Source organism: Ilyobacter polytropus DSM 2926 (assembly GCF_000165505.1).
Classification (GTDB): Bacteria; Fusobacteriota; Fusobacteriia; order Fusobacteriales; family Fusobacteriaceae; genus Ilyobacter; species Ilyobacter polytropus.
The window spans coordinates 396,595-421,431 of record NC_014632.1 but is presented as its reverse complement, the minus strand read 5'-3'; the positions used below and the strand labels follow the sequence as shown (position 1 = coordinate 421,431).

The following is a 24,837-nucleotide window of genomic DNA, read 5'->3' as shown; positions in this document are numbered from 1 at the left end:
ACCTCCTATAGATCTCCCAATATTGTCCAAGAGTAGTATTTTTCGTCAAAAATTTTAGATGCAGCATTTTTTATATCTTCTAGGCTTATGCCTTCTATCTCTTTTATTATCTCATCTAGATCCCTTACTCTTTCATAGATTAGATAAGAGCTGGCCATTCTGTTCATTCTAGATTTACTTGTCTCAAGTCCGAAGGTAAGCATACTCAAAAACTGATTTTTAGCCTTTCTCAGCTCTTCCTCAGTTATACCGTCTTTTTTGATCTCTTCAAATTCATCTTTGATCATATCAATGACTTCTCTGTAGTTTTCCTTGGTGGTTCCTGCATACACTGTAAAGAGTCCCCCCTCTTCAAAAGATGAGTTATAGCTGTATACAGAATAAGCCAGACCTTTTTCTTCTCTTATTTTCTGAAAAAGTCTCGAGCTCATGTTTCCGCCTAGTATATTTGAGATTATAGAAACTGAGTATCTGATTTTATCAGTTGTGGACACTCCCTTTGTATTAAAGCAAAGATGCATCTGGTTTGTATCTCTTTTTATGATGTTTTCCCCAGAGTTTATAGACATCTTTCCGTCATACTCTCTTTCAAATTCATCTCTTTCTAGATTTCCTATTCCTTCATTCAATAAGTTCATTATTTCATCTTTATCTACACGCCCTGCCACAGATATCACCATTTTTGAAGGAACATATCTTTCCTCAAAATAAGAAACAAGTTTTTCTCTTGTTATATTTTTTACACTTTCCATGCTTCCTAGGACTATATTTGACTGGCTTCCACTTACTGCAAACCTCACATTTTCATCATGAACCTTTTCCTCAGGAATATCTTCGTACATTTTTATCTCTTCTATAACTACATTTTTTTCTCTTTCTAGACTTTCTTCTGTAAAAGTTGAGTTCAAAAATATATCTGTGAGAATATCTGTCCCCACCCTTAGCTTGTGAGAAAGAAGCTGTACATAATATACCGTCATCTCTTTACTTGTATAAGCGTTTATTATACCGCCTTCATTGTCTATAGTCTCAGATATCTCTTTAGAGCTTTTGTTTTTTGTTCCCTTAAACATCATATGCTCTAGTAGATGGGATACCCCTTCTTCTCCTGGGAGTTCATTTTTAGCTCCGGTTTTTACGAAAATTCCAAGGGCCACTGAATTGAGGTTTTCTATATTCTCAATCAATACCGGGATTCCGTTTTTCAGTTTTAGTATCTCTATTTTCATAAGTTGTCAACTCCCATTCTGTTAATATTCGGCTTTATACATGGCATAAATACCTAGTATCAAAAATAAAATATTGGGTATCCATGCCCCTATAAAGGGATGAATCACCCCTCCCATACTTATTGCCTCCATAGATGCCTGCACTATGTAATAACTATAGCCAAGGCCCACACTCATTGCCACACTCACAGCCGAGGCTCCCCTCACATATCTGCTTCCTAGAGACAGTCCTAGAAATGAAACTACGAAACTGGCAAAGGAGAAAGATGTCCTGTCCCCTAGCTCCATCAGTATCTCTCTGGAATTTCCCCCAGTCTGCTTTATAGCACCTAGGGTGCTTCTCATCTCTTTTATAGTGAGGAGTTTCGGGTTTACACTAGGAGCCAGGAATCTCTCAGGTTCATCATCATACCTGACATCCTGCATCACAGGTAAAGTATAGCTGCTCTTTTTTTCCAGATTATTTACAGTTACATTTTCAAACTTCCACAGCTTATTTTCCCTGTGGTATATTCCCTTTTCTGCAGTTATAATCTTGGTCAGTTTTTCAAATTCTGAATCTAATTCCAATATCTCTATATTTACAGCAGTAGAAGTTATCCTGTTTATACTTTCTGCATAATATACATAATTATCCTTTCCCCTGAGAAAGGCTTTTTTTCTGCTTTCAGGGAGCTCCATATCCTCATAGCCCCCTCTTTTGATCTCCCTGGATTTTTTTATAGATTCAGGGTATATTTTGTCATTCATATAATAGACACCACAGGATATAATAAATGCTATTAAAATAGGAAAAGTTATTATCCTCTTAAAACTTATTCCAGATGTCTTTAAGGCTATTATCTCAAGGCTGCTGGCCATTTTGTTTATTGTCATGAGTCCACCTAGGAGTACAGCTAGAGGCATTACCTTTATTATGATATCAGGAAGTAAACTGATTATATAATATATGGCATCTACTCCTCCGAATCTTCCTTCGGTGACATATCTTATCACCTTGAAAAGCTGGCTCAGTATAAAAATATTTATAAACCCAAAAAGACTGAGGACAATAGACTTTATAAAATTCATCGTGATATATCTGTCTATTTTTTTCATCTAACCTCTCCTCTTTTTTAAAAGGTACATATATATTGTCAGTCCTAGCAGCACAAAATTCGGTGTCCAAATCCCTATAAAGGGCGATATCTTACCTCTGTTTGCCATGACCACTCCCACATTTAAAGAGGCTATATAAAGGAATATCACCCCGAGACTTATCCCGTAGCTGACTCCCTTTCCGCTTCTGTGATGCCCTACTGAAAATAAGACTCCCAATATTCCTAGCATAATTGCCGAAAGTGGAATAGCCAGTTTTTTATTCATCTCCACAATATAAGGCAGCTTTTCTTCATCATCTTTGTCTTTTGATTCTTTCAATAACTGTCTCACTGACATGGTCTCTATCTCACTTACCTTCATCTTTACATTTTCAAAAAAAGAATTTATAGGTATTTTCTGCCTGGAAAATTCCCCTCGGAGTTTTTCACTGCCGTCAGGATTTAAGTTATAAAATTCTGCGTCTTCTAATATCATAGCTGCATCTTTCCACATAGCTTTTTTTGCAGTTAAGACTGTTGGAAAAGAGTTATCTTTTTCTTTTTTGAAAATAAGTATATTCTCGGCAGATCCGTCGCCTCCCACCTTATCTATATAGATGCTGTAATCATCTACCTCATCTATATACATATTTTCTTTCAGCTGAAATGCAGGTTTCTCGTAGGCTATTTTTAGAGTAAGCTGCTGCAGTTTTACAAAAGAGTTTGGGATTATAGACTCTTGGAGAAAAAATACAAAGGCTGTTATTCCTAAGGCCAACATAAAAGTAGGTTTTATTATGCTGTTTAGACTCATCCCCATGGAATTCATAGCTGTACTCTCGCTGGTGCTGGTGAGCTTGGAGTAAGTTATCATAACCCCTAAAAAAAATCCCATAGGTATAGTCTGGGAAAGTATCGGTGGAAGATAAAAAGAAAGAATCCTCACTACATCTAGGAGGGATACTCCCTTTACTATGATATTTTCCATCATCTGCACCATAATATCTATGAGAAAAATAAAGGTAAAGAGACTGATACCAAAAATTATCGGCATTCTCATCTCCTTTAATATATACCTATGTATTATCTTCATCTATTACTCCTTTAATATATTATTCAGATACTCTTCTACTTTTTCCTTGTGTGCCAGATTTTGCAGTCTTTCACCGTACTCATCAGGAAAATACTCCCTTAAAACTGGAAGTGACGATATAAAGGCCTTTTGGCTATAGCTGCCCTCTCCGTATTTTTGTATAAAATCCAAATTCATACTCAAAAGAGAGTAAAATACCATAATTACAAAGGATATTAGCAGTCCTTTAAATAAACCTAAAATACTCCCTGCTAAGGTGTTTAGTTTCCCCTTAAAGGCTTTTTTAAGAGCTTTTTTTATAAACATTATAAACATTCCCATGAGCGTGTAGACTACAAGGAAAGTAATTGCGTAGACTCCTGAGTAAAATGGATTTTCAGGCTTGATGGCAAAATTTAGTATGAGTATAGGGGTTAATGTTTTAGTAAAAATAAGGTTTATTAACATTCCGAAAAAAGAAAGAACCTCTATAAAGAAGCCGTTTAGATATCCTTTTATAACTGTCATTATAAGTATTACTGCTATCAAAATATCAAGATACATACTGACCACTCCCTGTTAATCCTCTAGAACCTTTACCCACAAAGCTTTCAAATATAAAGTTTCCGGAACATGTAAAATCCACGGATGATCTTCAGGCTGATAATTTATCCCCATCACCTGCAACCTTTTACCGTTATTCGAAGCCGCCATTCTTGTCACCTCTATAAGATCCTGAAGAGATATATGATATGCACATGTTATTATCCCTAGTATCCCGTCGTTCTCTAGCATCTTAAAACTTTGGTCGCAGAGGTCATAAAAAAAGTCCCTTCCCCTTCTAACATCAATTTTCTTCTTTATAAGGGATGGTGGGTCTAGGGTTATGACATCATACTTGTCACCTCTTTCTGCCATTATCTTAAGGAGCATAAAGGCGTCTCCCTCTACAGTTTCAAAGTTTCCGTCAAAATTATTTAATTCATAATTTTCATGACATAGTTTTAAAGCGTGGGCGTTTTTATCTATAGCCACGACTTTTTTACAACCTTCTTTAAGTGCCGCTACTGAGAATCCTCCGCTGCTAGAGAAAACATCTAAAAACCTTGTATTTTGGCTGAGATAAGGTCTTATGAATTTTCTAGAATCCCTCTGATCCAGGAAAAACCCTGTCTTTTGACCGTCAATTATGTCTATCACATATTTCAACCCGTTGTCTTTCATTATGGTTCTCTCTGGGATATCCCCGAAAATTACACCGGTCTTTTGCTCTACCCCTTCATGAGTTCTGTTCTCTACATCACTTCTTTCATAGATTCCCTTTGGCTTCACCACTTTCTTTACTGCATTTATTATCTCTTGTCTGAATTTTTCAATTCCAGAATTTCTAAACTGTATAGAAAGATACTTGTCAAATTTATCTATAATAAGTCCCGGGAGTCCGTCTCCCTCTGAGAAAAATATTCTAGTACAGTTGGTTTCCTCTTCTAGGTGTTTTCTCTTATCATAGGCTTTTTTTATCTTATTCAAGATAAACTTCTTATCTATAGGTTCCTCTTTTGTAGTCAGTACCCTCACAAAAGCAGAGGTTCCCTCTGTCACATAGCCTCTTCCTACAAAGGTAAGGTCTCCCTTACATACATCTACTATATCACCTGTTTTCGCCTCTCCCATTATGCTCTGGATCTCATCCTTAAAGACATTGGGATAAAAATTCCTTATTTTTTTCTCTTTTCCGTTTTTCAGTATAACTCTTGTCATCAATTTATCCTTTCTGAAACTCTTTAGCTTCACTCTCTTGTAGAGATTTAAATTTTAATACTTTTCCGTTTTTTATATAAAACCTGGCTACTCTTCTCCCTAATCCTATCATTATTTCATAGGGGATAGTCCCTATGCATTCTGCTTTTTTCAGTATATCTTTGCCTATTATTGTTACCTCTGTCCCTACCTGCACCTTATCCTTAAGTTCTTCAGGTATTTTTATCATGGTCATATCCATGCATATTTTTCCTATTACTCTACATCCTACCCCGTCGATCTCTACGATTCCTCCGTTTGAAAATTCTCTTACAAATCCGTCGGCATATCCCACCGCCATTGTTGCAATTAAGTCTCCAGGTTCTGCAGTCTCTGTATTACCATAAGATACATAAGTTTTTTCGGTAATTTTATTCAAGAAAATTATCTTTGTTTTAAATGAAAATACTGGTTTAAATTTTTTCTGAAGCTCACTTTCAAAGGGAACCACACCATGAAGAATTATTCCTACCCTGACCAAATTACTCTCTGTAGCATCTGCAAACCTTAACAGTCCCGAACTATTGAGTATATGTTTGTACTTAATAGACTCCATCTTTTCAAAAACTTTAAATTTTTCAATTTGATCCAGTGTAAATTGATCTTTTTCAGGCATATCTGCCACAGAAAGATGGGAATAAACTCCCACTATATCTGCTATATTTTCATCTCTTATTATTTTTATGGCTTTTAGAGCCTCTTCATGAGAAAATCCAAGTCTCCCCATTCCAGTGTCTACCTTTATATGCACCTCTGGATGCAGGTTGTTTCTTCGTAGAAAATCTATCTGTTCAAATGAACTTATTGTAATCTGAAAGCCGCATTTTACTGCATCTGCTATGTTTTCAAAGGGAGTTGCACCCAAAAGTAAAATTTCACCTTTTATACCAGCCTTATAGAGCTCATATCCTTCCTCATAACAAGCCACTCCAAAGTTTTCCACTCCGTTTTCAGAGAGTATTCTAGCGCATTCCACTGCACCCATACCATAGCCATCTGCCTTTATTACACACATGATCTTTTTAGATCCAGCAAATTCTTTTATTATATTTAAATTATATATTAAATTATCAAGATTTATATCTGCCCATGCCCTCAAAAACCTCACTCCTCTTTGTGTTAATACAAAAATATTCCTTAATATTTTTAAGAAATATTTTTATATTAAGCCTTCCTGAGCTAGTCAGGAAGGCTTATCTTTACTTTTCTAGTATAGCTTCTTTATCTTTATTTTTTTCTAGTAGATATACCAAAGGACTGGCTACAAAGATCGATGAATAAGTTCCTGCAACTACCCCTATAAGAAGAGTTGTTATAAATGTCTTCAGACTCTCTCCTCCGAAAACGAGTATAGCTATCACTGCAAGAAAGGTCGTAAGAGATGTATTTATAGATCTCGTCATAACCTGGTTTATACTTATATTGATAGCCTCCCCTAGTTCTGGAGATTTCTTTCTTTTGAGAGTCTCTCTTATTCTGTCAAATACAACTATAGTATCATTTATAGAATACCCAAGTATAGTCAGCACAGCGGCTATAAATGGTGTATTTACCTCGTATCCTAATAATGCGATTCCACCTACAGAGATAATAACATCATGAAATAAAGCTATTACAGCAGCCATGGCAAACTTAAACTCAAATCTTATTGTGATGTATAAAACTATAAGTATACACCCTAAAATCAAAGCGTAAAAAGCAGAACTTTTTAATTCTTCCCCTATGGTAGCTCCTACTTTATCAGCTTTCTGAAGGTCGTATTTCCCAAAATTTTCAACAGTATTTAAAAAATCATTTTTTTGATTTTCATCCATTTCAGATGTTCTCAGTATTACTGTATTTTCACCTGAAACCTGTACCTTTCTGCTTTTTCCATCTAACTGAGGATAATCTTTAGATACCTCATCAAAGAAACTATTTACCTCTCCCAGTGTTACATTTTTTTCAAATTTAAATTGATAAAGATTTCCACCTGAGAAGTCTATTCCGAAATTTAATCCCTTGAACAAAAGACCAACAACGGCAAATATTACAACAAAGGCCGATACACCAAGCCATTTGGTAGTATGATTTATAATATCTATTTTCACTATTAGTTCCCCCTAACCCCGAATAATTCCGGCCTTTTTATTTTAAATATACCTACGAAACCTTTTAAAAGTATCTTAGTTATTGTTATAGCTGTAAACATAGAAGCTAGTATTCCTATTGTCAGAGTTATTGCAAAACCTTTTACAGGTCCTGTTCCTAAAGTGAATAGTATCATAGTTATTATAAGAGTCGTTATGTTAGAGTCAAATATCGCTCCAAAAGCCTTTTTAAATCCCGCATCTATAGCGGAAAGTATCGTATTCCCAAATGACAGCTCCTCTTTTATCCTCTCAAAAATAATAACATTGGCATCTACTGCCATTCCAGCAGACAGTATAAGTCCTGCTATTCCAGGAAGTGTAAGAGTTGCGTCTAAAAAGTTAAGTGTACCAAATGCTATAATTCCGAAAACCACAAGGGCAAGATTTGCAACAAGTCCAGGCAGTCTGTAGAAAATAATCATAAATATTCCTATTAGTGCCACTGCAACTTTTGCAGCCATTGTACTCTTGGCTATAGATTCATCTCCAAGAGATGCTCCTACTGATCTTGTCTCTAATATCTCGGCTCTCACAGGAAGTGCTCCGGCATTCAAAAGAGTTGCCATAGCCTTTGCTTCGTCTACAGTATAGCTTCCTGTTATTACACCGTTTCCACTTGGTATCTCTGTATTGATAGTCGGTGCTGTCTGGACCTCTCCGTCTAAGGTCACTGCAAGTTTTTTCCCTATATTATTTCTTGTTATCTCGGCAAATTTCACTGCACCTTCTTGATTCATTTCAAACTGAATTTCTGCTCTTCCAAGTTTGTCATAGGATACAGCCGCCTTTTTTAGTGATCCTCCTGTAAGGAGAGTTTCTCCTAGGGTACCGTCTTCCTGCACTATTTTAAACTCCAAAAGTGCTGTTTTACCTATTAGGTCCACTGCTTCTTCACTGTTTGTTATCCCTGGAAGTTCTACAATTACTCTTTTTTCTCCGGCTCTTTGAACCACTGATTCTGCAACACCTAGACCGTTTATTCTTCTGTCTAGTACCTCTATAAGCCTTGTCATCGCTTCATCGTCTATCACCTGATCTTTTTCAGGTTTGGCCTCTAGCACCACATACACTCCGCCTTTTAGATCTAGACCTAGTCTAGTCGGCTTTACAAAACTCAACCATCCTGCTCCAATGAGAATTGCCAGTATAAAGAGCAGTTTAACAATCGTTCCCTTTCTCATATGTCCTCCCACTTTCTGTTTTCTATTTTTTCATGTCAAGGTATGTCTGAAGTATTATGGCAGCTGCTATCTTGTCCACTACCTTTCTTTTTCCCCTGGCATCTTTGTTAGTTGTTTCATTGAGCATTCTTTCTGCTGAAATCGTAGAGAGTCTTTCATCTATTTCTATTATTTCCAGGCCCTCTATACTTTTATTAAGCTTTTCTATAAACTCCCTTACCTTTTCAGCCTGTCTTTTCTCCTGACCGTCTAGGCTTTTTGGGATTCCCACAACTATACTCTTGGTATTTTCCTGTCTGCATAGTTCCTGTACTCTTTTTACGGCCTTTGTTTTCGTTCGGTCTATGACCTCTAGTGGATGGGCAAACATTCCCATAGCATCAGATCTGGCAACTCCTATTCTTACATCGCCTACATCAAGGGCGAGATATTTTTTAAACATTTTATACCTCTCTTTTACATCACTATATAAAACCAAGAGACGGGTTTCCCCGTCAAAATAGTTAAAGTTTTTCAGTTAGTATTTTTCTTGCGTGGTCTAGAGCTTCAGGAACCTTTTTACCGTCTTTTCCACCAGCCTGGGCAAAATCAGGTCTTCCACCCCCGTTTCCACCTGCTATTTTTGCTATCTCTTTTACAAGATCTCCAGCCTTTACCTTTGACATTAGATCTTTTGTTACACCTACTGCAAAAACTGCCTTTTCGTTGTCTGTTCCCAAAACAATTATACAGCTTCCAAGCTTGTCCTTGGCTTTATCCACTATCTCTCTCAGGGAACCTGCTTCCTTACCTTCAAATGCCTTTATTAGAACCTTGACATTATTTATCTCCTCTATATTGTCAAAGAGTGAATTAGCCTCATAAGAAGCCAGCTTAGATTTCAAAGCCTCTAGTTCTTTATTAGTCTCTCTAAATGCCTCTATAGTTTTCTCTATTTTTTCCTCGAGGTGTTTTGGATCAGTCTTTAGGGCATCTGATACAGATAGTATAAGCCTTTCCATCTGATTTACAGTTTTATAGCTTGCTACACCTGTTGTAGCCTCTATTCTCCTGGTTCCAGCTGCTACACCTGTTTCAGTCAAGATATTAAAAAGACCTATCTCACCTGTTCTGTCTACATGTATTCCTCCACATAGTTCAGATGAGTATCCAGGTACATTTACCACTCTTACCAGATCTCCGTATTTATCCCCAAACAAAGCAGTAGATCCACTTTCTTTGGCCTCATCTAGAGTCATATGCTGTACCTTAAGAGATGTATTTTTAAATATTTGTCTGTTTACTATTTTTTCCACTTCTTCTAGCTGATCTCTTGTCACAGCTTCATAATGAGTAAAGTCAAACCTCAGTCTGTCTGCATCTACTAGAGATCCTGCCTGCTGTACATGACTTCCCAGTACATCTTTCAGAGCCTTATGCAAAAGGTGAGTCGCCGTATGGTTTCTCATTATATCTCTTCTTCTTTCATCATCCACTGTGAGGGTTACCTCTAGTCCTTTTTTAAGAAGGTCCATTCCCTCATCTACAACTACTGTGTGCATAAATATCTCTTTTTGTTTTTGCACATCTATTATCTTTCCTTTTAGACCGTCAGCAGTTACAGTTCCGTGATCTGATGCCTGTCCCCCAGATTCAGCATAAAGTGGAGTCTTATTAAAAATAAGCATCACTTTATTCTCATCTATATTTTCTACATGATAGACTATGCTTTTATTTTGAAGTTTTTCATATCCCTCAAATACAGTTTTCCCGTATTTATCATAAAACTCCTCTACAAAGCTGTCCTGTCCCTTTTCCATTACTACTTCTCTTGCAGAACGGGCTCTTTTTTTCTGCTCTTCCATCTTAGCTGTAAATTCCTCTAGATATACTTCCACATCTTTTTCTTCACATATCTCTTCAGTCAGCTCATAAGGAAAACCATAAGTGTCATATAGTTTGAAGGTTATCTCACCAGAAAGTTTATTTTCCCCTGATTCTTTTGCCTTTTCTATCTCATCATTTACCATCTGCATCCCCTGTCCTAGGGTATGAGAAAATTTTTCCTCTTCGATTTTGATTATTTTCTTTATATGCTCCATATTTTCAAGGATTTCAGGGTAGGCGCCTTTCATTATTTCCACCACTTTATCCACTAGTTTATACAGGAAGTTTTCTGATGTCCCTAAAAGTCTTCCATGTCTCACTGCTCTTCTTAAAACTCTTCTCAGGACATACCCTCTTCCCTCATTAGAAGGAAGCACACCGTCATTTATGAGGAAGCTTATTCCTCTTATATGATCTGCTATTACCTTAAGGGAAAAATCTGTTTTTTCTGTTTTACCGTATTCAGAAGATGTAAGTCTCCCTGCCTCTTCTATAATAGGAAGGATTAAATCTGTTTCATAGTTGTTTATTTTTTTCTGCACTACAGAGGCGATTCTCTCTAGACCGGCTCCTGTGTCTATGTTCTTCTTTGGAAGTGGCTCTAAAGTTCCGTCCTCTTTTTTGTTCCACTCTGTAAATACAAGGTTCCATATTTCTAGGAATCTGTCGTCTGCCTCAGGATCTCCAGGTTTTGAATTTTCATCTCCCCCGTACTCTATTCCCATATCCACATAGATTTCAGAACAAGGACCGCAAGAACCTGTAGGCCCTGCAGACCACCAGTTGTCCTCTTCTCCTAGTCTTACTATTCTTTCCTTTGGGATATTGCACTTTTCAATCCATATTTTTTCTGCCTCATCATCAGTTGTAAACACTGATATCCACATCTTCTCTTTTTCAAGTCCTAGGACCTCTGTTATAAACTCCCAAGACCATGCTATAGCTTCCTCTTTGAAATAATCTCCAAAAGAAAAGTTACCAAGCATCTCAAAAAAAGTATGGTGCCTTGCTGTTTTTCCTACATTCTCAAGGTCGTTTGTTCTTATACATTTTTGATAAGTAACAACTCTGGAATTTGGTGCTTCCTTCTGCCCCAAAAAGAAAGGTTTAAAAGGAACCATTCCTGCAACCGTAAGAAGAAGTGTAGGGTCATCAGGGATAAGAGATGCACTTTCATAGTGCTTGTGTTCTTTCTCTTTAAAAAATTCTACGAATCTCTGCCTGATTTCATTACCTGTAAGCATATATTTCCTCCGTTTCAAAAGTAAATTTATATTTTTAAAAACTTTCTAACAATTTTTACCATTGTTTTAATTTAATTACTGAATTTATTTAGTTGACTTTCACAGTCTTAACCTTTTGGTTATACCCTGAACATAGGAAAGAAACACTATTGTAGTGCTTTTCTTCCAAAAGAAAAGTAACAAGAATTTTTAACCCAATTACATCTTATCAATATAATAAAACTTAATCTAGTTTAAATCCTTCTCCTAGATAAATTTTTCTGGCCATTTCATTTTCTGTGATCTCCTTAGGTGTACCACTTATAAGAACCTGACCTTGGGCCATTATATAGGCTTTTTCAGTTATGCTTAGTGTTTCCCTTACACTGTGGTCGGTTATCAGTATCCCCAATCCCTTTTCCTTTAGATATCTTATTATCTGTTGTATATCCTCTACTGCTATGGGATCAACCCCTGCAAAGGGTTCGTCTAGAAGAATGAAATCCGGATTATTCGCTATGGTTCTCGCTATCTCGACCCTTCTCCTTTCACCTCCGGATAATGAATATCCCAAAGATTTAGACACATGAGACAGCTTAAATTCCTCTAGTAATTTCTCCATAGTTTCCTTCATCTCAGGTTTAGAGATATTTCTCATCTCAAGTATGGCATAGATATTTTCTTCTACAGTGAGGTTTCGAAACACTGAAGGTTCCTGAGCCAGATACCCCATACCCATATTTGCCCTTTTATACATCGGTAATCCTGTTATATCCATCTCGTTACACCAGACCTTTCCAGATTCAGGTTTCACTATACCTGTCATCATATAGAAAGTAGTTGTCTTTCCCGCACCGTTAGGCCCTAAAAGGCCTACTATTTCACCTTTTTTCACCTCTAGACTGACTCCATTGACTACTCTTCTTTTTTTATAACTTTTGCACAAATCCTGTGCTATTATACTTTTCATATGGAGATCTCTCCTTAATTTGTTTTATAATTTATAAATACATTCCCTATTGCCTTAAATTTATTGGTATTCATATCGTAAATACCCTTGTCAGCCTCTATAGTCGCAGTAGCACTCTCAGCCTTTACATTTCCCTCAAGTTCTGCAATTTTTTCTTTATTTCTGATTATACCTTTGTCTGCAGTAGCCTTGGTATATCCTGATTCCTGACTGAAATTTGTTATTTCCACATTATTTATAAGATTTGCCACCTCTGTAGTAAGATTTACATCTACTATATCAGATGTCACCTCAGTTCCGTTTTCCATGATTAACCGGCTCCCCTCTCTTCCTAGGGCCAGATTTCTCACTAGGTCTAGTTCCAGGTAGTCTGAATGCAGCGTCATCCCGCTGTATCTGAATACTCCATTATCTTTTATCTCACTTCTATTTGCCTTATACCCGTTATCCTCTATAAAGTAAACCCTTGCAGAGTTTCCCTCAAAATTAACAGGTTCTTTTTTTCCGGTCTTTTTATCAGTTTGATACATTGATGCCTTTACATTTCCCACAAAGTCAACTTTTTTATCTGCAAAAGAACCAAAAACATGATCTCCCTGAAGTTTTTCATCGTTGTTTGAGGTAATTACTACTTTATTTCCGTCTAAAGACTTGCTGTCCATATTAAATTTACCCTTTGCAGAGTTTATGACAAGGTTGTCATAAAATACTTTGAAAGGCTGTTTTGCCTGCATCTCGTTTGAATCAATAAAATACTCAGCCTGTGAGCCTCTTATCTCTGTTTCTGGATCTTTCAATACTACATTTCCAGTAAGTTCAAAGGAATCTTTTTCAGTATAATATTTTATGAAATCTCCTGATGCTGTGGCAGTGTCACTCTTACCCTCAAAGGCCTTTCCTGTATAGACAGATTTTTCTGTATCGAAAACTCCGTCTCTCATAATTCCGTTAAAGTCTGATGTTTTACCCTTGAGTTTTATATTTCCAGGAATGTAAACCTTGTCTTCCTGTTGCTTATATGTGGCCTTGTTTCCTGTTGCTGTGATATCTTTACTTTCCACTATTATATTTCCTATAATATCTGCAAACTCACCGTTTTTGAAGTTTCCTCTGTCTCCTGTGATCTTTGTACCATTTCTTTTCCCTGTTATTATTATATCTCTGTCTATCTTACCTATTCCGCTGATTTTATTATATGTGAGGTCTACACCTTCAAAATTATAATCGGAGTTTTCACCAGAAAACTTTCCAGGAGATACAAAATCTCCAGACTGGGTGTTGTAGGTAGCTTCAAGTCCTTTAAAAATCTCATTTTTATTTTTCCCTCTGGCAGTATATTTTCCTGGGACTGTGACCTGACCTGAGTTCTGATCATAGGTGAGCTTAGAGCTTTCTACAGAATAATCTGAATTTTCAAAATAAGCATCTCCCACAGCCTCATAATATTTTTCTTGGGTGTTGAACTCCAAAAGATTCCCTTTTCCGTAGAATTCTTTACTTTTTATATCTCCCTTTTCAGCTTTTCCTGCTCCAGTGAGATTATTATAATAAAACTTCTCACCCTTGCTGGTATATTCCTGGTTTGAAAAAGTATATTTTTTATTTAGGAAAAGTTCCTCTGTTTCACTTTTATATACTATCTCTTTAGAAGTTACCTTGCCATCAGGAGATTTATAGATTACATCTTTTGTATCTCCGTAGGCATACAAGACCTTTGTCTCAGTTTCGTAGATTCCTCTGTCAGCCTTTAGCTCTTTTCCGTCTTTAGAGCTTACAACGACGTCTCCTTTTAGTTCCACCTGTTTTTTTAAGGTGTCATAGTATCCATTCTTTCCTTTTATGGAGTATATATCGTCTCCACCTTGAATTTCACAGTGAAAAATTACAGTATTCTCAGCTGATTTATGCTCTATACTATCCATATAAAGGGTAAATCCGTCTTTTTCAGCATGAACATTTTCAGAGACAAGAAAGTTTCCTGTTTCTTCATAATATATTAGTTTGTCTCCGTATAATTTAATTCCGTTGTAATCTATTACAAAGGGATCCCAGGCTTCTAAAACCTTAGATTCCAAATTATATCTGGCATTTTTAAAACTCCCTTCTAGAGAGCCCGGGGTATCTTCACTGAGATTTTCCCCCTTTACCTTTATATTTCCTATTATGTCTGCGATCTTGGTATCATCACTGTATCTTATTTTGTCTGCACTTACTTTTATTTTTTCACTTTCCATCAGTATATCGCCATCTAAATTTACGTAACTCATTTTCATGTCTGTCTCAAAGGTTTTCCCAGAAACTTTTATTTTTTTTCATCATTAGATGCCGTCACACCTGTATCAGAACGTATCTTAGAAAGATCATTGTTGTATTTTGCATTTTCAGCGTTAAACTTCCATCCGTTTACACTTACTCCCTCTATATTTCCATTCAGGACAAGGTTTTTCAGGCTGTCTATAAATACATTGTCTCCCTTGAGACTCATATCTTCAAAAAAAGCTTTTGCCAGTTTAAAACTGGTCTCCTTGGTGTCTAAATCATCTATCTGAGTTCCGGCCTCTATACGGTATCCTTCAGATTCATAGTTGACATCTGACGTCTCTATCTTATTGTCTGTCTTTACTTCGATGGCTTTTTCCTCTTTAAAATAGTTCAAGTATCCCAAAACAATTACGAGGATCCCCGCTAAAATGTAGATACCCTTCTTGAGCATAACTGCCTCCTATTTCAACATTTTTTTCAATTCACTGAGTTTTACCAGGGCATCAAGGGGAGTAAGGGAATTAAGATCTGTATCACATATGATCTCAATTGCTTTTTCCTCTTCTAAGGTCAACACTCTTTTTTCCTCTTCTAAAGGGATCTCCTCAGCTTCTATCACTCCCCCGAATAAAGAGAGTTGCTCACCCTTCATTTTTTTCTCAATCAAAGCCCTTTTGGCCTCGAGAGATTTTAGAGTGGCCTTTGACTTGTTTAGTATCTCCCTAGGAAGACCTGCAAGCCTCGCTACCTCTATTCCATAGGACTTATCGGCCCCCCCTTTTACTATCTCTCTCAAAAAGACCACATCATTTTCCGTCTCTTTTACCTCTATCCTGTAGTTTTCAGCTTTTTCCAGTTTTCCCTCTAATTCAGTAAGTTCATGATAGTGAGTGGCAAAGACAGTTTTTGATCCTATCTTATCATGAATATACTCTGTTATTGAGCTGGCTATTGATATACCGTCAAAAGTAGAAGTACCCCTTCCCACCTCATCCAAAATCACAAAGGATTTTTCTGTGGCGTTGTTGACTATATTTGCCACTTCACTCATCTCCACCATAAAGGTTGACTGTCCACTTACCAGGTCGTCACTTGCTCCTACCCTTGTAAATATCTTATCCACTATTCCTATCTTGGCAAATTCTGCCGGAACATAAGAACCTATTTGTGCCATGAGTATTATAAGGGCAAGCTGCTTCATATAAGTTGATTTTCCAGCCATATTTGGCCCGGTCAGTATTATTATACTCTTATCGTCATCCAACAGTATATCATTTTTCACAAACTCTCCCGGTCCTACGAGTTTTTCCACTATAGGATGTCTGCCGCCCTTTATCTCCATTGAAAACCCTTCAAAAACTTCAGGTTTTACATAATTATTTTTTATGGCTACGTCTGAGAGTGAGGTCACCACATCCAGATAAGCTAGATTTTGTGCCAGCTCCTGAAAAACTCTATTTTCCTCTTTTATTTCAGAAGATATATCTTTAAAAATCTGATATTCCAAGGCCTCTATCTTTTCCTTGGCATTTAAAACCTTAGATTCATAGTCTTTTAGTTCTGGTGTTATATATCTTTCAGCATTTGTCAGAGTCTGTTTTCTTATATACTCCTCAGGTACAAGGGCTGAGTTGGCTCTTGTCACCTCTATAAAATATCCAAATACCTTGTTGTATTTCACCTTGAGGTTTTTTATCCCTGTTTTCTCCCGTTCTCTTGTCTCTATATCCAATATATAATTTTTACCGCTTTTAGAGATATCATGGAGATCATCTAGCTCGGAGTTATATCCGCCTTTTATCATTCCACCCTCTCTTACAGAGAAAGGAGGTTCCTCATTTATGGATTTTTCTATAAGGTTATACACCTCTATCAGCTTTTCAAGGTCACTGTCAAATAGCTGTCTGTTTCCAAGTATTTTTAGTATTTCCAATGCTCCCCTTATGGATTTCTTGAGAGCAATAAGGTCACGTCCGTTTTCCGTCCCCATTATAACCTTTCCGATGAGTCTTTCTATATCATATATATTTTTCAGAATCTCTCTTATCTCTTCACGGATAAGGACCTCATCTATAAAATACCCTATATCCTCCTGCCTTTTTTCAATCTCCTCGACCTTGAGCAGGGGATTTTTTATATAACTTTTAAGCATTCTCGTTCCCATAGAGGTCTTACAGCTGTCAAGCACCCATAAAAGAGTTCCCAGATTAGATTTTTCTCTCTGATTATGAATAAGCTCCAGATTTTTCTGGGTAGTCAGATTTAGCTCCATATGTTCTTCACTATTTTCATAGGAAATCTTATTTATAGGCAGCTCATTACATTTTTGTAATTCAAGGATATATTCTAGCGCCATAGCCCCTGCAGCCACAGCTTCCTTCTTCCCCTGAAGTCCATAGCTGTCTAAAGATATCACTCTAAAGTAGTCTTTTAATATCTCCTCACTGTTTTTTACAAAAGAAACTTTTTGCATAGTCAGTTCACTGATAGCTGCGTAATTTTTAAATTTATCAGCATAATTCTCATAGCTTTTTTCCTCTACTATGATCTCGTTGGGAGATATCTTATGCACCTCATTAAGTGCCTTAGATATTATATCGTCCCCTTCCAATTCTGTGGTTTTAAATTCTCCCGTGGTTATATCCACATAGGCTATCCCGGCTCTGTCGCCTTTTATATACACACAGAGCAAATAATTGTTACTCTTATCATCTAGATAATCAGTATCAATTACAGTTCCCGGAGTGATTACCTTTACTACCTCTCTTTTTACTATTCCCTTGGCAGTCTTCGGATCTTCTACCTGCTCGCATACTGCGACCTTGTATCCCTTCCTTACAAGTTTAGCCATATAAGATGCTGACGAGTGATAAGGTATCCCCGCTAGAGGTACATTCTGTCCTTTTTCTTTATTTCGGCTAGTGAGGGTTATCCCTAGTTCTTTAGATGCTATAACTGCATCGTCAAAAAACATCTCATAAAAGTCCCCAAGTCTAAAAAAGAGGATGCTGTCTCTGTTCTCCTCTTTTATCTCTCTATATTGTTTCATAAGTGGTGTTTCATTGCTCATTAATATTCCGCCCTCATTATTTTAAATATTTGCTTTTCTCAGATTTTCCAGTATTTCAAGAATTTCCTCATAAGATTCTGATCTGTTTATGAGGTTTTTTCCGTGAGTTGCATTTTTCAAACCCTTTATATACCAGCATAGATGTTTTCTTATCTCAAAGTAAAAATCTCTATCTGGATGGTCTTCTCTTGCATATTTCACATGCTTTATTGCCATATCTATCTTATCTTCAGCAGTAGGGATAGTCTTTACCGTTCCCTCTTGGAATATCTCTCTCACTTGTTTTATAAGCCAGGGATTACCGTATATTCCCCTAGCCAGCATCACGCCGTCCACCTTAGAGTACATGGCCTTTTCATAGGCATCTTCTGGAGTAAATATGTCTCCGTTACCTATCACAGGAATATTTACCTGGGATTTCACATCTTTTATCACATCCCAGTCTGCAGTTCCAGAATACATCTGCTCTTTTGTTCTTCCATGGATGGTTATATGTTCACATCCAGCTTCTTCTGCTATTTTTGCAAATTTCAAAGGATCTTTGTGGTTTTTATAGCCTATCCTTATCTTCATAGATAAACATGTTTCAGGCTTTAGAGACTTACGAAGCTCTAGCATCATTTTTCTCGCATGCTCTGGATCTTCTAGCATGGCAGATCCATATCCGTTTTTGACTATCTTAGGTACCGGGCATCCCATATTTACATCTATATGTTTCACCCCAAGATTCTCTACATATTTCGCACTGTTTTTCATTATCTCTATATCTTTTCCAAAAATCTGAACTGCGTCATCTGGAAGCAGTCTTAGCATTTTATTTATAGTTTTCTCGTTGGCCATCTCTACTGCATTTACACTGACCATCTCAGTAAACATCAGGTCAGGATGAAACTCTTTCATTATTCTTCTATATGTATAATCAGTCACACCAGCCATAGGTGCCACATAAATCTTCATTATTTTACCCCCAAAAAACTTTGAATCCAGTTCAAAGAATACAACTTTTATCAATCAAAAAATTATATCATATCAGCCTATATTTTTCAATGTAAGTCATAATAAAGCCTTTTATAACCCTTCTATAAAAACCTCCTTAGAATTCTTTTAAAAAATAAGTATTATTATCAAAAACTAAACTTTGTATATATACCCTGAAAAATATATAAAATTTGAAGGATTTTTTTTGTGTTAGTGTATACCATTACGTAAAGCTTTTATACATTTAATTGAATTTAAGTATCTAAAGGAAGGTTTATTATGAAAAAGGATTATATCTCATTTTTAAAAAAACTTCGTTCCCCTATACTTTTAGCACTTTTAGGCTTTGTAATCTACATCTCCCTATCTATTACCCATATGGAAAGACAGCTACTAAAAAATATCGACCTTCAGCTTTTAACCGCTGCCCAAAACATAAAATACTACGTCGGAGAAGATTACGTCACAAAAGATATAAATGAAACCACATATTCAAAAGAAGAAATTATAAATAAAGGTGCTCTCTTGGACAGCATTGCCAAAAAAACCGAGATAGACTATTTGTACATGTTGGTGAAAAAGGAAAATGATATACGTTACGCATTGATGAGCGACCTTTTAGATGAACTGATAGAGAATCCAACTCCCTACTACTGGCTCTCTTTAAAAGACGCCCAAGATGATTCTTATCTTCTTACCTCTGAGACTTTCGGTAAAGATGAACCTGTTTTTTTAAACAGCACAGATAAATGGGACAGCTACCGCTCTGTTTATCTTCCACAGATTTCATCAGACGGCACTCCGTACATTGCAGGGGCAGACATTACCATCTCACATCTTAGAAAAAACGTAATATCATGGTTAGTCTTAGGAGCTTTTAGATCACTAATTTTTCTGGCTCTCTCACTCCCACTTATATGTGCATTTATGAGACTAAAAAAAAAAATATAGCGACAAAAAACAAGATAATCAATTTGAACGAGATGGATCATCTAACTAAAACCTTCAATAGAAATAAGGGACTAGAAATTTTGGAAAATACCATAAAAAAAGATAACCTCCAGGACTCTCCCGTCTCTTTATGTCTTGTGGATATACAAAATCTCGCTCATATCAATAATAAACTTGGTATCGCTGCCGGAGACAAGCTAATAAAAATAGTGGGAAACATTCTTTCTTCTAATTTTAGGAAGACAGATGCCGTAGTTCGATTCGAAGGAGATAAGTTCATTGTTATCCTCAAAGGATGCAAGGCTAACTGCCGAGCTGCCCTCATAAAGAGTCTCCAAAACAGACTCTCTCTTTTTAATACATCAAACAAAAAAAATTATTACCTAAAACTTCACATGCTCTTCTGTGCATACAAGGGAGAAACAGCCCAGGAATTTATAGAAAAATCCTTTCACCAGCTTAATCTTCACAAGAAGAAACAAAGTACCAAAGATGCTATTATTCAAGAAGAGATAATCGATGGATTAAACCGTAACGAATTCAGGACCTTCTTCCAGCCTAAAGTTTTTATTAGGGAAAAACAGATAGAGTTTGAAGCTCTCATAAGATGGTTTCATCCTGAAAAGGGGCTGATACCTCCAGATAAGTTTATTCCCATCTCAGAAAAGTCTTTTGTCATACACAACCTTACAAAAAAGGTCTTAAAAGATGCCGTAGACTTTTCACAAAAGACAAATACCAAGGTATCTGTCAATATATCTCCTGTAGTTTTTCAAAATCCAAACTTTTCCAAGGAGATAAGGAAAATTTTAAATACACGGGAAATTGCAGAACTCATAGTTTTAGAAATCACCGAAGGAATAGCCTTAGATAATTTCAAGGTGGCAGTAAATAAGATGAAAGATCTAAATAAAATAGGAGTCGAATTTTCCATAGATGATTTTGGTATCGGCTATTCATCTTTGAGCTACCTTGAAAAACTCCCAATAGCTGAATTAAAAATCGACAAATTATTTGTGAGAAATATTCATACTGACAAAATAAATCCTCTTATAATAGATTTTGTAATTAAAGTAGGAAAAATATCCGGTTTCAAAGTTATCGCAGAAGGTGTCGAGACAAAAGACCATATAAAAACCCTCACATCATTGGGTTGTCATAATTTCCAAGGATATTATTTTGATAAACCCCAGTCTGCTGATATTATTTACGAAAAATATTCTTCATATTTCTATCACAACATGATAGAAAATCTCAAGAGATAGATTATTGAATTTATCCAAACTTCCGTTACTTTTCTCTTGAAAGAAAAGTAACCAAAAGTTCAAGCCCGTGAAAAATCAGCTAAATAACCTTGAAAATCCAAGAAAAACTCGAAACTCGCTACGCTCAAACAGTCGATTTCTTCTAAGGATTTCACTGCGGTTATTCTTAACGCTGATTTTGTCAATGGCAGAAGAAAAAAGATCGAAAACCTCTCGCAAAAGAACTCGTATCTAGTTTTCGTCTTAACTCTGTGAAACTCTCTCTTTTTCTCTGCGCAACATACACTTTTATGATGCTCTGTGGCCAAAAGGTTTTATCTTTATTCGTGTTAATTTTTTTGCTTTTCATTGATTTTCATTCGTGACAAAATTCCTTGATTCTAATATTCTTGTAAATTCAGTAATTTACTAAAAAAAGGCCCCCATGAAAATAATATTTCATAAGGACCTTTTTATTATTCATGTGCTAATATTACTCTTCCCACAAGTTTTGCATCAAGCATGTTATCAACCTCTTGAAGTATTCCGTCGATGCCAACCTCTTTTATTCCCATCTGAAGTTTATCACTTTTCCACTCATCTGCCAGTTTTTCCCACACTATTCTTCTTCTCTCTTTAGAAGAGTAAGCAGAAGCTATACCAATAAGCTTTACAGCCCTCAAAATAAATGGAAATACAGTTATCCCTGGCATCTCGGCCCCTGTGACATTACCACAGGTAGTTACTGCCCCTCCAAATTTTATTGACCTCACCATAGTAGAAAGTGTAGCACCTCCTACAGTATCTATTGCACCTGCCCATTTTTGACTAAGCAGAGCTTTCCCACTGTTATCTAAAGCCTCTTCCCTTGATATGACTCTCTTCGCTCCCATGGCAAGGGCCGTATTTTCCTCTGTTTCACCATTTACAACAGCCACCACATCATATCCAAGTTTTGACAAAAATCTCACCGAATGACTTCCGACACCTCCTGTAGCTCCACTTATCAGTACCTCTCCGTCTTCAGGTTTCACTCCAGAAGTAACAAGTTCGTATACTGACTGACCAGCCGTATAACCTGCAGTTCCATATATCATAGCTTCCTTTAGACTTAATTTTTCAGGCCTTTTCACAACCCAGTCTGCAGGAACTCTTATATATTCTCCAAAGCCTCCGTCTGTGTTCATACCTAGATCATAACCTATAGCTAGAACTTCATCCCCTTTTTTAAACTCTTCTGATTTAGAGTCTGCAACTATTCCTGCTGCATCTATTCCTGGCGTATGCGGAAATTTTCTAGTTATACCCTTATTTCCAATGCATGAAAGAGCATCTTTGTAGTTTAGTGATGAGTATTTTACTTTTATTAAAACTTCACCCTCAGGAAGCTCTGCTATATCTCTTTCAACTAGCTTTTTTACAAATTTACCATCTTCCTCAAATATCCTTACGGCTCTAAACTTTTCCATTTCTTTACCTCCTATATCCATCCTATTTCAGCTTATACCTCTATACTCTTCATTGATCTCTGGTATCTTCTACCCCATCAGCCTATATCTATATTCAGGCCTGCCTCTTTGTCCGTGAAACACACTAGCTCTTATTCTTTCATTTTTTTCAAGAAAATCTAAATATTTTTTTATGGTAACTCCGCTTATCATGAGTTTTTCCGATAGTTCCTTTATTGTCCAAACCTTTTCTTTTTCCTCATTTTCCATAAGGATTATTATTTTATTTAAAGTCTTACTTTGTATCCCCTTGGGAAGTTCCTCCTCTATACTCTCACTAGTATAAAGTTTATCTATCTCATTTTGCTGAAAATTTTCTTTTTCGGAAAAAACAACTGACCTTGCCTCATACTTTTCAAGGGCTTCTTTCAGTCTCTCAAATTCAAAGGGTTTTATAAGGTAATCCACCACTCCGTAGGCAAAGGCCTTTTTTACCTCTTTTACGCTGTTTGCCGCAGTTACCATTACTACATCTGTTGTATACCCAAGTTCCCTCATCTCTTTCAAGAGTTCTAGCCCGCTTTTACCTGGCATATATACATCCATTATTATTAGGTCCACATCCTTGTTAGACAGAATGTCAAAAAAATCCTCTCTTTTACTGACACACCCAGTTACACCAAACCCCTCAAATGAATCTACATATTTTTTATTTATCATAGCTACCATGGGGTCATCTTCAACTATCAAAACTTTTTTCACATCTCACCTTCCTTTGACAGCTCTACTACAAATCTTTTCCCATCTTTTTCCTCTACAACTTTTACATACCCATTATATAACCCGACCTTGTCCTTTACAAGACTAAGACCCGAACCTCTTCCTTTACCCTTTGTACTTATTCCTCTTTTAAATATACTTTTTTTCATATCGTCAGAAATCTCTATTCCGTTATCAAAGACCTCTATACGGATTCTAGACTCATCCTCATCCAACATTATCTTCACCTGGTTTTCAGACTCTTCAAATATCATACAGGCCTCAAATGCATTATCTACAAGATTCCCAACTATTACAACTAGGTCATCACTTGATATTACCCCGTGTTTTTCTCGTAGGTTAGAGGCGTTTTCAATCTTAAAATCTATCCTCTTTTCCCTGGCAATACTTCCCTTAGAAAGTAAGACAGCATTTATATAGTGATCTTCAACTGCACTTACCAATGAAAAATTCTTGTTTTCCTCTTGCTGAAGCTTCATTATATAGTCTTTTGCTTCTCTGTACTCCTTCATCTGAATAAACCCCATGACCACATGAAGCTTATTTTTAAATTCATGGACACTGGCTCTCAGGCTGTTTATCACCTGATCTATACCAGTTATCTCTCTAGCTATGCTGTTCATTTCATTTTGGTCTACAAAAGTTATTACCGACCCCATATAACATTCCTCTTTTATTACAGGTACGAGATTTATAAAAATTCTTTTATTGCACAATATAAATTCTCTGTTGTAATATGGAATTCTCTTTTTTGCAAAGTTTATGAGAGCCTTGCCGACTTTTTCCCTGTCATTGTCCCTCAATATATAAAGGGCACTTTTATTCATATACTCTATTTCATCATTTGAGTTCAAGGCTATCAGCCCCTCTTTTATATTTTCAAGGATTAATTCTTTTTCCACAGACAGGCACCTCCTCTGCATGAATTTTAAAATTAAATTTATTAAAAAAATTAAGTTTCTAGTTTAAATATTTCCTTATAAATTACTGACTTTATCCAAAAGCTGTGTTACTTTCTTTGCTTGCCCAAAGAAAGTAACCAAAGAAAAGGCACCCCTAAAAAATCCCTAAAATCCTTTCTGAACTAACTTTCTATTGAAATATAGTCGGCAAACCTCCTTATTTCAATGAAAGTGGATTTCACAAGATGATTTCTTAACTGCATTTTTTAAAGGGGGAATTCAAAATCTTAAATGATTTTCTTTAAATCTTTTGAAATTCTTTTGGCCATTGACAAAATCAGCGTTAAAAATAACTGCAGTAAAATCCTTAGAAAAAATCGACTGTCTGAGCGTAGCGAGTTTCGAGTTTTTCTTGGATTTTCAAGGTTATTTAGCTGATTTTTCACAGGCTTGAACTTTTGGTTACTTTTCTTTCAAGAGAAAAGTAACGAATCCCGATAAATTCAATACTTTAACATGAAATAAAAAATCAACTTGAATTAAAAAACCAAAACAAACAAGAACTTCTTTGTTTTTTTATAAACACAGTAAACTATCCTATATTTATAATACTATAATATAGGAGAGTTTATTTCAATTTAATCAAATTT

20 protein-coding genes are annotated in these 24,837 nt (G+C 36.2%); 2 read left to right on the top strand and 18 right to left on the bottom strand.

Annotation, left to right across the window (positions count from 1 at the left end):
- Positions 1-5: 5 nt before the first annotated feature.
- The 15 genes from ILYOP_RS01945 to dusB all read right to left on the bottom strand — a co-directional run bounded on the left by ILYOP_RS01945 (position 6) and on the right by dusB (position 18,844).
- On the bottom strand, positions 6-1,229 hold the full coding sequence (locus ILYOP_RS01945; protein WP_013386828.1) for a M16 family metallopeptidase: 1,224 nt from the start codon (positions 1,227-1,229) through the stop codon (positions 6-8).
- Between the two features lie 21 nt (positions 1,230-1,250).
- Complete coding sequence (locus tag ILYOP_RS01940) at positions 1,251-2,327, bottom strand: LptF/LptG family permease (RefSeq protein WP_013386827.1); 1,077 nt, start codon at positions 2,325-2,327, stop codon at positions 1,251-1,253.
- Positions 2,328-3,401, bottom strand: a complete 1,074-nt coding sequence (locus ILYOP_RS01935) for an LptF/LptG family permease (protein ID WP_013386826.1) — start codon at positions 3,399-3,401, stop codon at positions 2,328-2,330.
- Between the two features lie 3 nt (positions 3,402-3,404).
- Positions 3,405-3,944 carry a CvpA family protein gene (locus ILYOP_RS01930; RefSeq protein WP_013386825.1) on the bottom strand — a complete coding sequence of 180 codons (540 nt, stop codon included), beginning with the start codon at positions 3,942-3,944 and terminating at the stop codon, positions 3,405-3,407.
- A 15-nt stretch (positions 3,945-3,959) separates the two neighbouring features.
- On the bottom strand, positions 3,960-5,141 hold the full coding sequence (locus ILYOP_RS01925; RefSeq protein ID WP_013386824.1) for a class I SAM-dependent rRNA methyltransferase: 1,182 nt from the start codon (positions 5,139-5,141) through the stop codon (positions 3,960-3,962).
- A gap of 4 nt (positions 5,142-5,145) precedes the next feature.
- Positions 5,146-6,279, bottom strand: a complete 1,134-nt coding sequence (gene alr, locus ILYOP_RS01920) for an alanine racemase (protein WP_013386823.1) — start codon at positions 6,277-6,279, stop codon at positions 5,146-5,148.
- A gap of 100 nt (positions 6,280-6,379) precedes the next feature.
- Positions 6,380-7,270, bottom strand: a complete 891-nt coding sequence (gene secF, locus ILYOP_RS01915) for a protein translocase subunit SecF (protein ID WP_013386822.1) — start codon at positions 7,268-7,270, stop codon at positions 6,380-6,382.
- Between the two features lie 2 nt (positions 7,271-7,272).
- The gene (secD, locus tag ILYOP_RS01910) at positions 7,273-8,493 is read right to left on the bottom strand and encodes a protein translocase subunit SecD (protein WP_013386821.1); all 1,221 of its coding nucleotides are present in this window, start codon (positions 8,491-8,493) and stop codon (positions 7,273-7,275) included.
- 22 nt (positions 8,494-8,515) lie between these two features.
- Positions 8,516-8,935, bottom strand: coding sequence for a Holliday junction resolvase RuvX (ruvX, locus tag ILYOP_RS01905; protein WP_013386820.1), 420 nt, complete (start codon positions 8,933-8,935; stop codon positions 8,516-8,518).
- 61 nt (positions 8,936-8,996) lie between these two features.
- Positions 8,997-11,603 (bottom strand): alanine--tRNA ligase, encoded by a 2,607-nt coding sequence (gene alaS, locus ILYOP_RS01900; RefSeq protein WP_013386819.1) that lies wholly within the window; start codon positions 11,601-11,603, stop codon positions 8,997-8,999.
- 223 nt (positions 11,604-11,826) lie between these two features.
- Positions 11,827-12,552, bottom strand: coding sequence for an LPS export ABC transporter ATP-binding protein (gene lptB / locus ILYOP_RS01895; RefSeq protein WP_013386818.1), 726 nt, complete (start codon positions 12,550-12,552; stop codon positions 11,827-11,829).
- Positions 12,553-12,566: 14 nt separating this feature from the next.
- On the bottom strand, positions 12,567-14,825 hold the full coding sequence (locus ILYOP_RS01890) for an LptA/OstA family protein (RefSeq protein ID WP_013386817.1): 2,259 nt from the start codon (positions 14,823-14,825) through the stop codon (positions 12,567-12,569).
- Positions 14,826-14,854: 29 nt separating this feature from the next.
- A complete protein-coding gene (locus ILYOP_RS15050; RefSeq protein ID WP_013386816.1) occupies positions 14,855-15,265 on the bottom strand; it encodes a hypothetical protein in 411 nt (136 codons plus the stop codon).
- 9 nt (positions 15,266-15,274) lie between these two features.
- Entirely contained in the window at positions 15,275-17,884 is a 2,610-nt protein-coding gene (gene mutS / locus ILYOP_RS01885; RefSeq protein WP_013386815.1) for a DNA mismatch repair protein MutS, read from the bottom strand.
- A 21-nt stretch (positions 17,885-17,905) separates the two neighbouring features.
- Positions 17,906-18,844, bottom strand: coding sequence for a tRNA dihydrouridine synthase DusB (gene dusB, locus ILYOP_RS01880; protein ID WP_041921078.1), 939 nt, complete (start codon positions 18,842-18,844; stop codon positions 17,906-17,908).
- Positions 18,845-19,141: 297 nt separating this feature from the next.
- On the opposite strand from dusB, the gene ILYOP_RS01875 reads away from it, so the two are divergent.
- Complete coding sequence (locus ILYOP_RS01875) at positions 19,142-19,813, top strand: hypothetical protein (protein WP_013386813.1); 672 nt, start codon at positions 19,142-19,144, stop codon at positions 19,811-19,813.
- 32 nt (positions 19,814-19,845) lie between these two features.
- Positions 19,846-21,078: a bifunctional diguanylate cyclase/phosphodiesterase gene (locus ILYOP_RS01870; protein WP_222838864.1), complete on the top strand. Its 1,233-nt coding sequence runs from the start codon at positions 19,846-19,848 to the stop codon at positions 21,076-21,078.
- 455 nt (positions 21,079-21,533) lie between these two features.
- On the opposite strand, the gene ILYOP_RS01865 is transcribed toward ILYOP_RS01870, so the two are convergent.
- The 3 genes from ILYOP_RS01865 to ILYOP_RS01855 form a co-directional block, all read right to left on the bottom strand.
- Positions 21,534-22,526 carry a YhdH/YhfP family quinone oxidoreductase gene (locus ILYOP_RS01865; protein WP_013386811.1) on the bottom strand — a complete coding sequence of 331 codons (993 nt, stop codon included), beginning with the start codon at positions 22,524-22,526 and terminating at the stop codon, positions 21,534-21,536.
- Positions 22,527-22,595: 69 nt separating this feature from the next.
- Complete coding sequence (locus tag ILYOP_RS01860; protein ID WP_013386810.1) at positions 22,596-23,267, bottom strand: response regulator; 672 nt, start codon at positions 23,265-23,267, stop codon at positions 22,596-22,598.
- A complete protein-coding gene (locus ILYOP_RS01855; protein ID WP_049774841.1) occupies positions 23,264-24,187 on the bottom strand; it encodes a sensor histidine kinase in 924 nt (307 codons plus the stop codon). Before ILYOP_RS01855 ends, ILYOP_RS01860 begins: the two co-directional genes overlap by 4 nt.
- Positions 24,188-24,837: the final 650 nt, after the last annotated feature.

What these genes read in the sequence shown, in the direction of transcription:
- ILYOP_RS01945 (WP_013386828.1), bottom strand. Translation starts at nt 1,229, where the DNA reads ATGAAAATAGAGATACTAAAACTGAAAAACGGAATCCCGGTATTGATT.
- ILYOP_RS01940 (WP_013386827.1), bottom strand. Translation starts at nt 2,327, where the DNA reads ATGAAAAAAATAGACAGATATATCACGATGAATTTTATAAAGTCTATT.
- ILYOP_RS01935 (WP_013386826.1), bottom strand. Translation starts at nt 3,401, where the DNA reads ATGAAGATAATACATAGGTATATATTAAAGGAGATGAGAATGCCGATA.
- ILYOP_RS01930 (WP_013386825.1), bottom strand. Translation starts at nt 3,944, where the DNA reads ATGTATCTTGATATTTTGATAGCAGTAATACTTATAATGACAGTTATA.
- ILYOP_RS01925 (WP_013386824.1), bottom strand. Translation starts at nt 5,141, where the DNA reads ATGACAAGAGTTATACTGAAAAACGGAAAAGAGAAAAAAATAAGGAAT.
- secD (WP_013386821.1), bottom strand. Translation starts at nt 8,493, where the DNA reads ATGAGAAAGGGAACGATTGTTAAACTGCTCTTTATACTGGCAATTCTC.
- ruvX (WP_013386820.1), bottom strand. Translation starts at nt 8,935, where the DNA reads ATGTTTAAAAAATATCTCGCCCTTGATGTAGGCGATGTAAGAATAGGA.
- alaS (WP_013386819.1), bottom strand. Translation starts at nt 11,603, where the DNA reads ATGCTTACAGGTAATGAAATCAGGCAGAGATTCGTAGAATTTTTTAAA.
- lptB (WP_013386818.1), bottom strand. Translation starts at nt 12,552, where the DNA reads ATGAAAAGTATAATAGCACAGGATTTGTGCAAAAGTTATAAAAAAAGA.
- ILYOP_RS01890 (WP_013386817.1), bottom strand. Translation starts at nt 14,825, where the DNA reads ATGAAAATGAGTTACGTAAATTTAGATGGCGATATACTGATGGAAAGT.
- ILYOP_RS15050 (WP_013386816.1), bottom strand. Translation starts at nt 15,265, where the DNA reads ATGCTCAAGAAGGGTATCTACATTTTAGCGGGGATCCTCGTAATTGTT.
- mutS (WP_013386815.1), bottom strand. Translation starts at nt 17,884, where the DNA reads ATGAGCAATGAAACACCACTTATGAAACAATATAGAGAGATAAAAGAG.
- ILYOP_RS01875 (WP_013386813.1), top strand. Translation starts at nt 19,142, where the DNA reads ATGAAAAAGGATTATATCTCATTTTTAAAAAAACTTCGTTCCCCTATA.
- ILYOP_RS01870 (WP_222838864.1), top strand. Translation starts at nt 19,846, where the DNA reads ATGGATCATCTAACTAAAACCTTCAATAGAAATAAGGGACTAGAAATT.
- ILYOP_RS01865 (WP_013386811.1), bottom strand. Translation starts at nt 22,526, where the DNA reads ATGGAAAAGTTTAGAGCCGTAAGGATATTTGAGGAAGATGGTAAATTT.